Genomic DNA, 14,649 nt, shown 5'->3' with positions numbered 1-14,649 from the left:
TAGAAATAAACTATGTAACCAAATATTTCAGTCAAAGAATCAGTTGTAACTTATTTATTTTATTAGATTAATAGCAATATCACCATGCAACTATCATAAGTCCGACATTTACATGTTCATTTTGTTAGTGTATTCACCTATCAAGGTTGCACTTAGCAATATTAAAACCAAGTAAGATTAAGCTTTGTTTTATTTAACTCTGTTGTAACCCGCTTTTTTATAATGTTAATAATAACCTCACAAGTAATACCGTATATCAATTTCAAAAAATATCTGGTGCGGGTACACCTGTAAGTATCTGGAATGCTTATACGGCCATCAGTTGATGGTGGCTATAGGTGCGAGTTAGATTATAAAATAAATAGCGGTATAATTATTAAAATCCATTAATATTTAAATCGCTTATCTGGAAATTACCTCTTTGTTTTAGGCTGATGTTCCTCTGTAATATTCTCCGCAGGAATGCACCAGATCCCGTCATTACAGTTAGGACAGTATTTTTGATTGTTTGTAAAATACTCACGACACTGCACACAAAACCAATCCGTGATCTTTAAAATAGGGGACACTGATCGAACCTGTGTGCTCAGTCGTGCCTTGTCTTCTAAGCTCTTGAGCTTACTGATGACCCGCGGACAGTGCTCTGCGGTCTGAGGATCAAAATGGGTAAACCATGACTCCGTTGGCGTCTTGTGCAGTGTGACGGGCTCACCGCAGTGAGCACAGTAATAGTTTTCTCGTGAATAACTCGGTTCCTGATTGGCTCCCGCGAAACGATTGTTCTGCGTTAAGGCTAGCGACATTTTGACTTCATGTAATTTAAGCATGGTTGTGCTCCTTCTGTAAAATTTAAACTAAACGTGCTGAGTACCCAACATTCAGGATCCACACTCGGCAACCCACCTTGAAACTTAGAAGACCACTGAGCATAGGCTGCATGCGTATCGAGTCAGGTTCGTATGTTTAGGGCGTAGCTTTGCCTAGAGCGCATTCAATCGCACCAGGTGTGGTTGAAATTGAGTTGGTAAGTTATGGGCGGTATGGCTATGGAAAATGCACGGCGACTCGTGTTAGCGCCTTAGGATTCAAGGGTTGAGTTAGTTCCTCTCGATTCATCAATGCGTGCTTGTAACCATTGCACGACTTCGCTCTTTAACCAGCGTGACATACGACCAAACTTGATGGGTTTTGGGAACGCACCCTCTTGAATAAGCTTATAGAACCACTTATCCGTTAACCCCGTTAGTGCGGTGATAAATTTCATGTCAATGAATTGGTCATCAAGTAATGCAACATCTTCAGTTAATATACTCATGGTAAAACTCCTGTTTTTAATGTGGGTAAAAAGCAGGAGCGATATCGAAAAATGGGATGTGGATATCACTCCACATCATTAACCGGATGTGTAAAAAATAATTGTGCTGTTAACTACTGGCGTTTTCTCGGTTTGATTTCGCCTCGCCAAAAGGTGCGTTTGAGTTCAGGCACAGCCAGACGGATCCATGCATCAGCTTTACATAAATACCTTACCGCATTGAACAATCCTTTCTTCAGATAAGCATTACCTCGAGGTAATCCCAGTTCACGATATCTTTCTTTTTGGTAATTGCAGTTAAAGTACAAACCAGCCCACTCTGTAATACGTTCTTGCCAGAGTTCACCAATGTGTTTTCCCAGCGTGATGTCCCGCCTCACTTTTTGTCCATCAAAGAAAAACAAAGCGTGGTAATGAAATCCTTTTTCCATACCGAATTCCAATTTCAAGATATACCCGACACAGCATGAAAAGAGTCGGTCGCGGTTAATGGCTTTGTACAGGGCTTGGCGATGCTGACGAAGGTGATGAGCTTTGACTCTGTGGCAAATACCACTTTTGTAAGACAGGTCTACTCGTACAACTAACAGTTTGGAGTAACGTTGATACAACGAGTCAATGTATTGCTGAGCCCGTCTGTAATTCTTCTGAGCGCCTTGCTCGAAGGCACGAACTTGCTTTTTATAGTCAGGGCTCTTTAACGTGCTTTGGAACTCACGGAAGACCTCGTTAAGCCACTGAACGTGTTTAGGGCTATCCACCATCCAGTATTTATCGCCTTCTATCAGAATATCGCTTAGGCGGTATTTGTTAAAAATAGAGACCAAGAGCGCAAGAGTGGGATGCAAGTGCTGTATTTGCGATATTTTCATTGATTGAATGTAACGGATGAACTTGAGCGTTTCTAAAAAGAGCTCACCTTTGGGAGATGTCGAGATGAGTTTTAAGCGTGGGTTATTAGGCGACAAAGGAATGCCTTGATATAAATTTAATTTATGATTTAACCGTTTTGTGAGTCGATTTAGGTTATCCATAAGTAGAGACACCAACTCACGCAATGAGTGGTCTCGAGTGAGCGTTAGACGGTCATGTTCAAACGTGGTTGAGAGAACAACTTGATTTAAGTGTAGTGCACGATTTGTCATTTTATTTGCCTGTGTTCGAATAAAGGTTCGTATCATCAGGCAGGGGAGTTATTTTTAATTTTTGATTGCAAATGGTTGGAGAGCGATCATCAGCAAAGGGGCTTTGCTTTGGAGCGATTACATTGACTTTGGCAGTCAATAGGGACTGATAGCATAACCCAATATGTTTATAAACAATAAAACACAGCATACTAAGATAGCATGGCGTTCTGTAAGCTGGGTAAGGTTAGAGCCTGTAGATAATTTTGTCTTAAGGAGCAATAGTAGCAAGGTGACATTATATCTTCGACTCGGGTTATGTCAGCCACGCGATGATATTGCGTCATTAGGTGACGAACCTAATTACCTTGTAATCGAACAAGAGAGTCAGAGATTAACTGGATAGGAGATTCTTACCCTTTCGTTTCATATTGCAATTAAGCATTATAATACAGCGTCTCAATACCGGAGTTGTTGTGTATTTAATCACTCTCGTTTTCATGTGGCTTATTTATAAATAGAATGATTAGTTATATTTAATCGCAATAGTTAATTATTATTGTAATGACTCTGTAATTGTGATGTTGTTATAATTGATGTTGTTATAATTGATGTTGTTATAATTGATGTTGTTATAATTGATGTTGTTATAATTGATGTTGTTATAATAATAAACAATCCTAGATTAATCCCCATTATTTTAAGACCAGTTAAACACGAAAGTGCACCCTACACACAAAATAATGGCTTAATCACTTAGTTATCAGAGGTGAAAGTTAGTCTTTTTTTAATAAGGAATTCACGTTATTTTTGTGATAACAATACAATCTTTAACTCAATGAATAAATCAAGTTAGGTATTGTTAACTTTAACATCTAGACAATCATTTCTATTCACCAATATAGACGTAAGACACGCACTAATTTTTATATGCCAGTTTTGGTTGTTTTGGGTATGCTGCTTTGATATTAAACTCGGTGCTCAGTCTGTTTTTTTATCTACTATCACCTATAGTGGGAATTCATGGCTATAATGAACTAAATTAAAAAGCTATGCAATCCGAATGTTTGTTCATATTTCGATGTAAAATAAAAAAGAATGGTACTACTCGTCTCCACGAAATAAAAATGAGGTAGATGGGATAATTTAACTTAGGCCATATTATTTAGATATAAACATGAAACTTAGGGGCCTATTCGAATAAATAATGCAAATGGTGTTTAAACTTGGCGAAACATTCACAGTGAAGCAGTTTTTATGTACCACATGTAATTATTAATAATGCTAATGAACGATCTTTTTTATCATTAAACGAGCTTCTATTGCCTCCTATTGATGACTTTTTAGTCAAAGTGTATGATGATTGCTGAGGGGGCGATAAGTATTAGATTTAGTCTAGAGCTATAATCGCTACTGCTTTACTAACATATCTCACATCTAATAATATAAAAACGACGCTACTTGCATGCGAAACGCCTAGTTTATTGATTCAAACTATCCTGGCTTTAATGATACAAACTTATCCGCTGAAAACCATGCGGCAGTAGAGGTAAATTAACTTGTATCTATATGTAATACTAACTTGTATTATAATGGCAGATTAACTTGTATGATGAGGCAGTATGTAATTGAGCAGACTAGGGAGATAAGAATGTCACTCAAATCGATGCATAACGACTTTGATTTTTTACTGTTAGACAAAAAAGATGATGGAATTAATATTGAAAGGACCAAGAAAATCAACGAACAAATCGTTGCGTTGGCGGATGAATATGTCCTCTATGGTGGATTTCCCACCGGCTCAAATACATCAATAAATCTAATTGATTTTATTGATGCAAACTTCGAAGGTGTCATCGATGGTGAGATTAAAATCCTAGGTGGTGCTAAATTTATAACCTTACTGAAAAGGTCTTTGAATCAAAAAAACAATATCTTTAATAGGCTTTATGAATACCATCAAACGATGATGAAAAGGAATAAAAAGGCGGGGCATCTTATTTTTTCAATTAAAGTAGATAATAAGGATAATAAGGATAATAAGGATAATAAGGATAATAAGGATAATAAGGATAATAAGGATAATAAGGATAATAAGGATAATAAGGATAATAAGGATAAGCAAGATAACGCTTTAATGCAATGTGTGACGGATTTTTTTAACCATATTCGTTCGCGAGTTATGCTAAATGAACATATATTAGGTTACTTTTGGACTTCACTAAAAGTGAGCGCCTCTGATGAAAAATACATTCGTATTCACTTATATATTTCAAATGGAAAGTTCAATAATAGAATGACTGATGAGATAAAATCGGTTTGGAATTCTATTCTATTTAAAAACCAATTAGAAGGGAAAATCCTTTTTTTAACACAAACAAAAGATTCGTATAAAGGTGGGTATGAAAGCTTGCTCTTTTGGACTAAAGATGCCAATAAACGGAGAAGTAGAAATAATCTAACACCTATTAATAATGAGCCTTCTGATGAACAAAAAACGGAAAAATATGTCAGAAGTGTGCAGCGAGATAAAACTTCAATGTTGCATATATTATATCCTGACTGGAATGACGACACGATATTCCATCATTTTACAAATGAAATGAATGCCATCCAATTTAAAGGGTATTTGTTTAGATTAGCGAAACAAACATATCAGCAGCCTAAAGCTCGCAGTATCGGGGTTGCCTGTATAAATTCAATGAAAGCAAAACGCCATAAGAAAAAATAAAGTTACGTACTCTTTCTTTTGTATCGTTCACAATCAAAAAATAATCAGATATACAGTATTATTGTGATATTGAAATAATTTAAATATCAATCACTTAATGTTTTTCAAGGACATATCCTGTCATTTCCCCTCCATTTTCCCCCGAAAAAAAGTCAAATAGCCGGACATAACCTGTCCGGTGAGGTTGTTATCGTAGTGTTCTCTTTTTCAAACTGAGGAATAACACCGATGGCAACTTACCGATTAGATACCGATTTAGCGTTTTTACGTAAATGCAGTAATGAAGAACTGGGTTTGCTTGTGTCTGTACTGACTCACGACAGTAAGGATGGGCAAAAGCGTTGGACTGAAACCTTAACCAGCTCACCTGAATATCAACTCTACCACCCTGAGCACCAACAATATTGGATGTCGATTGCGGCAGAGCTGCAAGCCTTTGGGGCTAACAGCTTGATGAGTCTCGTTCGAGGCAATAAAGGCGTGTTGTACCGTGAAATTTTACAAGATGTCTGTGACCACCTTGATGTCAATTATCCAAAGGAGGGTAATACCGAAACCTTGGAATTAAATTTGTTATTGAAAGTATTAGAAAAAAGCTTAAATGAGCTGACCACAGAAGAGCTACAAGCCTTCTCTCGTGATATGCAACTTAACCTCACCAACCCCACACCTCAACTGATTTTGATTGCGGTTCAAGCGGCTATCCGTACCTCTGGCATTGCCGCACTGGAAGTGGCCACACTCTCAGCCATTGGCGTGATTAATGCGCTCGGCGGAATTGCCACCATTGGTACACTCTTTGCCGCACACCGAGCACTTTCCTTGATTGCGGGTCCGATTGGTCTTGCAGTGAGCTCGGCATGGCTTGTCGCTAACCTAGCGGGCCCTGCTTATCGGGTTACCGTTCCTGCCTGCATCATTGTGGCGTACTTACGACAAAAGGCCTTATCACAATAAGGTTTATCACTCCCATTCTATCCGCTTGCCGGAGCTATTTTAACAAGGACAATATCATGTCGACATCTGTGTCTCGCCATGACCGGCTTGCGTCTCGGTTGGCGTTTATTATCAGTCAATTATTTCGAGGAGAAACCGTTTATTTATCGGCGCTGTCAGAAGAGCTCAATGTCTCGACTCGTACCCTGCGGCGTGATTTTAATGAGCGCCTTCAGTATTTGGATTTGGAGTATCACCAAGGTGGCTATCGATTGGCGGCATCACAGCGCCCTTTTCGTACCGATAAGGACATACTACGCTTTGCGGCTATTACACATATCACCTCACTGTTTCCGGCTTTAGACAGGAAGCTGCTGGCGGTTCTGCTCGACCCAACAATTGATTCACCGTTTATTGTTTACCACACGCCACCTGAGCAACGTCCTTCGCTATTCGGGGGCTTTTATATTCTCACACAAGCCATTGTAAAACGGCGTTTACTGCAATTTGCCCACCAAGGAAAAAACATCACGAACGTTGCCCCGTATAAATTGATTTATTACCACGGTCATTGGTATCTCGCCGCCGATATCGCGCAGCACATCCACGTCTTTGATGTGATGGCCCTGCAAGATGTGGTCATGACTGCACGAGGTTTTCGTTATCGTGAAGACCTAAACCAGCGGCTATGTGAAGATGCGTTTATTCAAGCTTTGCCACATTACCAATATATCCAATCCTTAATAAAATAATGGAGTTCATCTTTATGAAAAATGTACTGTTTACGGCCTTAATTTCGCTAACGGTTTGTACACAAGCATTAGCACTTCGCTTACCCGGAGAAATTCAGCCGACACGCTATACCTACTATTTAACACCAGAGTATGGTCAAAAATTAAAAGAGAAAAATGAGAGTAATGAACGACCTATCCTAGGTGTACCACATGGTGAATTGACAGGTTATACCCCAATTCGGCAAGCAAAAGGTTTTCCTGCCCCTACCGCGATGACTTGTATTAGCAGTGTTTACTATAATCGTGGTGCAGAGGCTAATTGGTTAAAAGTCGCCTGCGTCGATAATAATGGTTTATCTTATTCAGCCGATAAAAAATGGCCACCTAAATCAATAGCCAAGCGAGTTTGCATTGTAGGTCAATCAGGCTGTGACTCTTTTTTAGTTTTGGATAGTGATAACTGGTCTGGTCCTCAATAAGTTACGCTCACCCTTACTTGAGACTGTTCTCACACAGGCTTACTTCCTAGGAATTCATCATGTCGATTTTTAAACTTATCGCCACCTCTGTGAGTGTTGTGACACTGGTGTCTATCACCTACTACGCCCAGAAGACGGTCAACGAACAACTTACGCTTAAAGGTGAGTATTCTGACACTGAAATTCAAGCGGCTCGACTTGGGGCAACGCTAGCGTGCACCACGTTATTAGGGGGAGCGATTGAACGACTACTTAATGGGTTATTTAGCAATAACTAAGCATTAACGATTTATTTTTCGGTAATAAACCATAAAGGCAGGCCAACAGGTCTGCCTTTTTTATTTCATCCTATCCACACAAGGGCTTTCTTATGACACTTGACCCCATCATCGCAACACCCGTTTCCAACCACCAGCGCACGCATTTTTGGCAAACCCACTTTGGCGCCGTTAAAGGCTTCCCCACCTTTGAAGTTGTTATCTTTACCATCATGGGGCAGTTTTGTGAGAATTACCACGGCGGGTATTGGGAATACTGCACCTTACCCAATGGTGGCGCATTTATTTATCCTGATTTGGGCTCCGAAAAATTAACACTGTTCAATATGCACAATGGCAATGAGGCGGACGTTAGCTGTGAAGCAGCGGGCATTGCTGTATGTTTGATAATGTACAGCTTATGGTCATTTCAAACGGAAAGTGAAGTATTGGTCGAGCGTTTCTACCAGCTTCGTGACTACGCCATTCAACATCCTGAAAGTTCAGCCATTTTCCATCTTATCGATTAAATCTCACTTGATTCATTCTTTAAATTTTACCTATCTTATTTATATTTAAGGAAATTTATTATGACTCGTTTAGCCTCCCTCTTTGGTGTGTCGAATATCATGAAATTATCAGAACGGCAAAAACAAACAATGAGAAATATTCAGTTAGGTTATGGTCAACTCTGTAACAAAGCTAGCTTAAGATCCCTTGAGAGAAAGGGATTAATCTATTTAAATGAAGCAGAGCATTGGTTCTTAACTCAGCTGGCTTTTAAAAATAAAATAATAGGAATATAAGTAATAATGATTTAATAATGCTGTTCTGATACTACATACAAAACTTAATGGATAACATTCTTGCTAAATTGGCAAAACTGTTATTCATTAAGAGATTCTTTAACATATTCGAATCCCATGATAGAGTTCGAATACAAATCGCCAATGCAACTACGAAAGTTGCATACATCTCAATTTTAATTAAGCAAACTTAGATTCATTGCAATTAAAGTATCAATCAAGAATGAGGGTATAAAAAAGGGTACAAACAGAAATCAAATTAGCACCAATCGTTAAATATCAATAATATATAGTGAAATATCGATTCCTGCAGGGGACACCACAGCAAGCTAAATCCAGCTATTCCCACCTAAATAAAAATCTCATCAAGCCAATCATGTCTACTACTCATACTCAATCCCCCCTATAAAGCGAAATACAAACCAAATCGAAACAGCAAGATACAAAAAAGCATACGAATTAACCGATACTTAAGGTTTGTATCTTCATATGTCAACAACGGCCCTATGTCTTGGCTTTTAAAATACTAAATCGCCAAAAAGAAAAATTTATAACGATGAAATGCCTCCCTGTAATTAGTTACCCAACGATTAGTAGAAGGCACTTCATAGGCAAACTTCCTAATTTATTATTAATTATTCTATTGCTAGATTAATATCCTCGTCGCATTTTCCGCTCTATTTGAATATTCTGACCAGCTTTAATACTGTTTAATGTGCTATCAACGTAAGGGGCATCTTTAGGATTTTCTTTACTTAACTCATGCCCAGAAGATGCACAAGCGGAAAGCATTACTGCAAAAACTATTATAAACAGCCTCATGTCATACCTCATATTTACACTTATATTAAGTTTTAGACCTATATAAGTTTGTAAGTTCAGATCAGCAATTAAACAATATCTAAACATTAAGAAAATAAGAAGTACCATAGACGCAAACGCTGTGTTCGCATAAGCCTCTGTTGGTAGTAACCCAAACTTAATCATCTTAAATAAAATTATCGCAAAGATTAGTTATAAAGGTAGGTGCTTGGTAGTAAACCAACTCTATTTATTTTATTTTCTCTAAATGTTTTTTTATCGTATCAATACATTGTTCGGAGTTATCTATGATGATAACTTTAGATGCAAATAAAGGATTTTTAGCAAAGAAATCATCAAGTCTCTTATCAAATTGCTTTGTAAAGCGTAGCAGCTCAATCATATTAAAAAGAGTTTCTTTAGGCCCCATTGTTGTAAATTTCGATGAAAGGTATCGTTTTACAATTCTAAAGACACAAATACGATAAGGTATAATTAAGCGAATAATCAGCGTACAATCGTTAAAAAATGGTATTAAACGCCTATCGTAAGCACCTTCAACTATCCATTCCGTTTTAGACGTTATCGCTGAAACTAAGGCGTTAATAATAGGTTGAGGATTTTTGATATATTCCTGCTGAGTTTTATCCCAATAAATCTCATCATAACCATACACGGGCGTGTTAAATTCATCAGATAACTTGGCAGATAACGTCGTCTTCCCTGCTCCAGATGTTCCTATAATACAAACTTTCATATCTTCTCTTCGTGTATCAAATGCTAGCCGCACAAAATAAATTTAAATGATAACAACAATGTCAACTTACAGCAGATTAAATGCAGTAAATATGATTATGATAATTCAGTTTTAGTGAGATAATGCCTTTCCATGCCTGTCTCTGGGAAATCAGGCAAGGACATTTGTTTTACATATCCTAATTTTTCATAAAAGGGTAAGGCTTGAAAACTGAATGTATCTACTAAACTATGAATACACCCTAATTTTATTGCTTCTCGTTCAGCGGTATACATCAATTTACTGCCTAACCCCATTTTTCTGGCGTCCTCACTTACCCATAAAAAATCGATACAAAGCCAATTTGCCTTTACAGAAGCCAGTAATCCACCAAGCATAACACCAGAGTCATTTTTAAAATAAACGCCTAACTCACTAAAACGTTCTGCATTCAAATATTGGATATTAAAACTACGTAACCCTGCAAGTAGTTCTTCTTTATCTTCAGTGGTGATTTCATGTGCAACAATAATATTCATTCTATATTCTATTGATAGTCGGATAATAAAGCATTATTTCATACATATTTACTTTGATAAGTAAACAATAAAATATCAGAGAATTGAGTTTACAATTTTAAAATACATCGGTTTCTATAATTTGGGTAATTAAAGCAGTTACAGATAATACTAACGATGATTTTATCATTTGTTGAAAACGGTGTTTTTGCAATTCAATTAATTGGTTATCGACAAGATCCTCTGGTTGATTGAATCTCATCATTTCTGGTAAAGGTTCCATACAATGAAGCATTTTAATACTGCCTAAAATTTCATCACCCGTAAAATTTATATTTAAATTTTCTGCTGATAACGATTCATTCAAAGCAAGAAATAATTCTATATCTTCATAGGTTTCACGAGAAATCGCCCCTAATGCAAATAGAAGTTTCAAACGAACCGATAATTCTCCTAATGGCCCATTTCCAGTTAAAAGTGGTTCAACTGCATATTTTACCGCATAATCATCCTTTCTAAAAACTTTTAACATTAATTTATCAATAGCTTGTGAAATTAAAAGAACGACCTCTTGAACAAATAAATTTACTTCCGGCCGTTGATTTAACCGCTCAAGAATCTGATTTTCAATGTTTTGTTTATTTTCCATATTAGCTTCTTTTATCACTTTATAGCTATACTACTTACTATCATACTGTAGATAGCCATAAAGTGACTGAACCTCAATTAATCAATCTATTATCCGTAATATTACTTGTTACTCAATATCAATAACTGGTATTGGGAACAGATTCTATCAACAACCTCGGGATATTGCTCTAACCCACAAAGCTCAACAACCGCTTGATATATACCTTTGTCAGCAATTAACTTTGCCATTTCATTTGCTTGAGGATCAGCTTCACATCTGAAATGCAATGCGGCAGCAATTCCTATGATCAGATTTTCATTTGGTAATTGGTATTCAAATGTGCCTAACAACGGCTTAATTAAGCGATCATTAGAACTTAACTTTCTAATAGGCTGTCGCCCTACTCGACTAACATCATCTTTTAAATATGGGTTTGCAAAGCGACTTAGTATTTTATCTATGTATTGATTATGTATTTGTGAATCAAAGCCATAACGTTGAATTAAAACTTGTCCACTTTCTTGCATAGCCGATTTAACAACAGTATGGATCCTCAAATCCCCAATTGACTCACTAATTGTTTGGTATCCATATAATTGTCCCAAATACGCTGTCATCGCATGGCCTGTATTTAACGTAAATAGTTTGCGTTCAACAAATGCCATTAGGTTATCCGTTAATTCCATTCCATTGATAATAGGAATATCACCAACAAATTGTGTCTGATCAACAATCCACTCACTAAAGGATTCGACAGTAACGTCAAGCGGGTCATCATTCGCTGCATCCATTGGAGGAACAATACGGTCAACTGCGGAGTCTACAAAGCCAATATGCTGCTCAACCCATTGATGCAACTCTTCAGGCAATTGAGCCAATACATGTTGCTTTAGTTGGCTAGTTCCTCTTACCATATTTTCACATGCAATAATATTGAGCGGCTGGTTATTTCCCAACGATTTTCTATGAATAATGCCTTTAGCTATCGTTGAGGCAATTTTTTCCAGCACCTGTGGCCCGACTGCTGTTGTAAGCATATCTGCTGTTGCAATAAACTCTATCGTTTTAGGGTCATTACTATTAACAGCGTGAATGTGTTGGACTTTCTCAATACGATTTTCCTGACCAACAACATGAACATTATAAGATTGTTGATGTGCTAATTGGTCAATTAATGGCTGATTGACATCAGTAAAAGTTACTTGTGAATTTGCATCTGCTAATAATTTACCAATAAAACCGCGGCCTATATTTCCTGCACCAAAATGAATGACTTTCATTATTATTCTCCTCATGCTGCACTTTGAGACGCTAAAATTTCGAGTACTTCCTGAACATCTTGGGTTTCACATAAACGCTCAATAACCCCATCTTCATCTAAAGCGGAAGTAATTCGTGTGATAACTTCAATGTGCTCATTATTTTGTGCTGCAATACCAATAACTAAGCGGGCAATTTCATCAGGTTCTTCACCAAATTGTACGCCTTCAGGGTATTGGCAAACAACAATGCCGGTTTTTAATACTCGATCTTTTGCTTCTATGGTGCCATGAGGAACAGCAATAGATTCACCTAGATAGGTTGAAGTCAGTTTTTCGCGAGCTAACATCGCCTCAATATAGTCAGGCTCAACATAGCCACCCTCAACTAATTTTTGCCCCGCAAATTGAATGGCTTGCATTTTATTCTGTGCAGATAGGTTTAAATGAATATGCTTTGCACTCAATGTAAATATCGCATCATCATGATCTTCCATTTCATAGGATTCATCATTTGCTGCAATAATCGTTTGTTTAATCAGTCGTCCATCATTTGCTGCTTTAGGATTTTTTTTAGCTATTAAGTTTGTTACAAGATCATTATACGTTTGGCTATCTAGGAAATTAGTCAACGATATATGCATTGCATTTGGTGCAAATGTTTTCGCTCTTTGTGTTAAATCTTTATGCGTTATCACAATATCAACGTTATCCGGCAGGTCGTTAATTGCCATGTTCGAAACAGAAATTCCTAATAAGCCCGCATCACGCACCTTTTTAGCTAATACTCCTGCTCCCATGGCACTAGAACCCATTCCTGCATCACAAGCTACAATAATGTTGCGTACTTCGGCTAAATTAACAGAGGTATTTTGATTGATTTCTACTGCTGCCGATGATTTTGATTGCGATTTCATATTACGCATTTTTTTCGTAGCATTTTCGAGCTCATCATCATCACCTATGCGAGTTTTCTTTAATAAAATCGCGGAAACAATAAAGGAAACTAACGTCGCACTGGTGACTGATAAAATCACACCGACCAATGATGACTTAGGCGTCATCAACAGAACTGCAAATATTGAACCCGGTGATGCAGGAGAGACTAACCCAGCATGAAAAAGGTTCATAACAAACACTCCTGTCATCCCACCCAGAATAACTGCAAGAATTAACCGAGGGTTCATTAAGACATAGGGGAAATAAATCTCATGTATCCCACCAAAAAAGTGAATAATTGCGGCTCCTGGTGCAGATTGCTTCGCATTTCCTTTACCAAAAAACATGTAAGCAAGTAAAACACCTAAACCCGGTCCAGGGTTGGCTTCAATAAGAAAGAAAATAGATGCGCCAGTTTCAGTCGCTTGTTGAATACCTAAGGGTGAGAAAATACCGTGGTTAATCGCGTTATTTAGAAATAATATCTTGGCGGGCTCAACAAAAATAGACGTGAGTGGAAGTAAATTATTCTCCACCATCACATTCACGCCTGCTGCCAATATTTTGGATAGCCCTGCAACAAGAGGCCCAATAGCTAAATAAGCCAAAATGGCTAATAACATGCCGATAATGCCGGAGGAAAAATTATTCACCAACATTTCAAAACCTGTTTTAACTTTGCCTTCTATCCACAAATCAAAACGTTTTATTGCATATCCGCCTAATGGGCCAGCAATCATTGCCCCCATAAACATTGGCATGTCAGCACCAACAATTACCCCCATTGTTGTTATTGCGCCGACTATTCCGCCCCGCTCTCCACCAACTAAACGGCCACCAGTATAACCGATTAATAGTGGTAATAAATAAGTGATCATAGGGCCAACAAGTTGAGCTAATGTCTCATTAGGCCACCAGCCAGTTGGGATGAATAACGCCGTTATTAATCCCCAAGCGATAAAGGCACCGATATTAGGCATAACCATATTACTGAGGAAACGCCCAAAATTCTGTACCTTTAATTTGATATTTGATGTTACCATGACAGAACCCCGTGGTACGAAAATGATAAAGTTGTAACGTTATCGCCAAATAACGTCTGTGATTTTTTCAACACATTCACTCTAGCATGAGCTTGATCAGATTCGCACCACGCGGGCCTTTTTGTGACCATCATCACCATCCAACCCCTACTTACCCCATCTTTATATTGACAAAGATCACAAAAAAATCGTGTCACTAAATTACATTGCTCTTTTTTTGCACTAAAAAACTATTTTTCGTGATTTAAATCACAAAATAAAAATCGCAATTTATCTTAAATTAGTGACAATAATCACAATTTATTTTCTATTTATCTTTTTCTACCCAGTGAACTGCCAA

16 protein-coding genes are annotated in these 14,649 nt (G+C 37.6%); 7 read left to right on the top strand and 9 right to left on the bottom strand.

Annotated elements, in window-relative coordinates; genetic code table 11:
- Nucleotides 1-413: 413 nt before the first annotated feature.
- The 3 genes from P3L44_RS22115 to P3L44_RS07715 all read right to left on the bottom strand — a co-directional run bounded on the left by P3L44_RS22115 (nucleotide 414) and on the right by P3L44_RS07715 (nucleotide 2,460).
- The gene (locus P3L44_RS22115) at nucleotides 414-803 is read right to left on the bottom strand and encodes a putative zinc ribbon protein (protein WP_410480056.1); all 390 of its coding nucleotides are present in this window, start codon (nucleotides 801-803) and stop codon (nucleotides 414-416) included.
- Nucleotides 804-1,078: 275 nt separating this feature from the next.
- Nucleotides 1,079-1,315, bottom strand: a complete 237-nt coding sequence (locus P3L44_RS07720) for a helix-turn-helix transcriptional regulator (RefSeq protein ID WP_239354105.1) — start codon at nucleotides 1,313-1,315, stop codon at nucleotides 1,079-1,081.
- Between the two features lie 113 nt (nucleotides 1,316-1,428).
- Complete coding sequence (locus P3L44_RS07715) at nucleotides 1,429-2,460, bottom strand: inovirus-type Gp2 protein (protein WP_272662212.1); 1,032 nt, start codon at nucleotides 2,458-2,460, stop codon at nucleotides 1,429-1,431.
- 1,630 nt (nucleotides 2,461-4,090) lie between these two features.
- Between P3L44_RS07715 and P3L44_RS07710 the strand changes: the two genes are divergently transcribed.
- From P3L44_RS07710 to P3L44_RS07680, 7 genes are all read left to right on the top strand, one after another.
- Nucleotides 4,091-5,170 (top strand): hypothetical protein, encoded by a 1,080-nt coding sequence (locus tag P3L44_RS07710; protein WP_272662213.1) that lies wholly within the window; start codon nucleotides 4,091-4,093, stop codon nucleotides 5,168-5,170.
- Between the two features lie 228 nt (nucleotides 5,171-5,398).
- Nucleotides 5,399-6,127 (top strand): DUF3944 domain-containing protein, encoded by a 729-nt coding sequence (locus P3L44_RS07705; RefSeq protein ID WP_272662214.1) that lies wholly within the window; start codon nucleotides 5,399-5,401, stop codon nucleotides 6,125-6,127.
- A 56-nt stretch (nucleotides 6,128-6,183) separates the two neighbouring features.
- Nucleotides 6,184-6,858: a helix-turn-helix transcriptional regulator gene (locus tag P3L44_RS07700; protein ID WP_272662215.1), complete on the top strand. Its 675-nt coding sequence runs from the start codon at nucleotides 6,184-6,186 to the stop codon at nucleotides 6,856-6,858.
- A 14-nt stretch (nucleotides 6,859-6,872) separates the two neighbouring features.
- The gene (locus P3L44_RS07695) at nucleotides 6,873-7,319 is read left to right on the top strand and encodes a hypothetical protein (RefSeq protein ID WP_272662216.1); all 447 of its coding nucleotides are present in this window, start codon (nucleotides 6,873-6,875) and stop codon (nucleotides 7,317-7,319) included.
- Between the two features lie 59 nt (nucleotides 7,320-7,378).
- Nucleotides 7,379-7,597: a hypothetical protein gene (locus P3L44_RS07690; protein WP_272662217.1), complete on the top strand. Its 219-nt coding sequence runs from the start codon at nucleotides 7,379-7,381 to the stop codon at nucleotides 7,595-7,597.
- A gap of 92 nt (nucleotides 7,598-7,689) precedes the next feature.
- Entirely contained in the window at nucleotides 7,690-8,106 is a 417-nt protein-coding gene (locus tag P3L44_RS07685) for an antirestriction protein (RefSeq protein WP_272537716.1), read from the top strand.
- Between the two features lie 60 nt (nucleotides 8,107-8,166).
- On the top strand, nucleotides 8,167-8,382 hold the full coding sequence (locus P3L44_RS07680; protein WP_272662218.1) for a hypothetical protein: 216 nt from the start codon (nucleotides 8,167-8,169) through the stop codon (nucleotides 8,380-8,382).
- A gap of 651 nt (nucleotides 8,383-9,033) precedes the next feature.
- Here P3L44_RS07680 and P3L44_RS07675 read toward each other — a convergent pair.
- From P3L44_RS07675 to P3L44_RS07650, 6 genes are all read right to left on the bottom strand, one after another.
- Complete coding sequence (locus tag P3L44_RS07675) at nucleotides 9,034-9,204, bottom strand: hypothetical protein (protein WP_164565101.1); 171 nt, start codon at nucleotides 9,202-9,204, stop codon at nucleotides 9,034-9,036.
- Between the two features lie 229 nt (nucleotides 9,205-9,433).
- Nucleotides 9,434-9,940, bottom strand: coding sequence for an AAA family ATPase (locus P3L44_RS07670; protein ID WP_140172337.1), 507 nt, complete (start codon nucleotides 9,938-9,940; stop codon nucleotides 9,434-9,436).
- Nucleotides 9,941-10,035: 95 nt separating this feature from the next.
- Complete coding sequence (locus tag P3L44_RS07665; RefSeq protein WP_004264848.1) at nucleotides 10,036-10,458, bottom strand: GNAT family N-acetyltransferase; 423 nt, start codon at nucleotides 10,456-10,458, stop codon at nucleotides 10,036-10,038.
- 97 nt (nucleotides 10,459-10,555) lie between these two features.
- The gene (locus tag P3L44_RS07660) at nucleotides 10,556-11,086 is read right to left on the bottom strand and encodes an MltR family transcriptional regulator (RefSeq protein ID WP_272662219.1); all 531 of its coding nucleotides are present in this window, start codon (nucleotides 11,084-11,086) and stop codon (nucleotides 10,556-10,558) included.
- Nucleotides 11,087-11,187: 101 nt separating this feature from the next.
- A complete protein-coding gene (locus P3L44_RS07655; RefSeq protein ID WP_272662220.1) occupies nucleotides 11,188-12,348 on the bottom strand; it encodes a mannitol-1-phosphate 5-dehydrogenase in 1,161 nt (386 codons plus the stop codon).
- 11 nt (nucleotides 12,349-12,359) lie between these two features.
- Entirely contained in the window at nucleotides 12,360-14,309 is a 1,950-nt protein-coding gene (locus tag P3L44_RS07650) for a PTS mannitol transporter subunit IICBA (RefSeq protein WP_140172334.1), read from the bottom strand.
- Nucleotides 14,310-14,649 lie beyond the last annotated feature (340 nt).

Source organism: Providencia sp. PROV175, from assembly GCF_032707045.1.
Taxonomy (GTDB): domain Bacteria; phylum Pseudomonadota; class Gammaproteobacteria; order Enterobacterales; family Enterobacteriaceae; genus Providencia; species Providencia hangzhouensis.
This window is presented reverse-complemented; position numbering and strand designations above follow the sequence as displayed.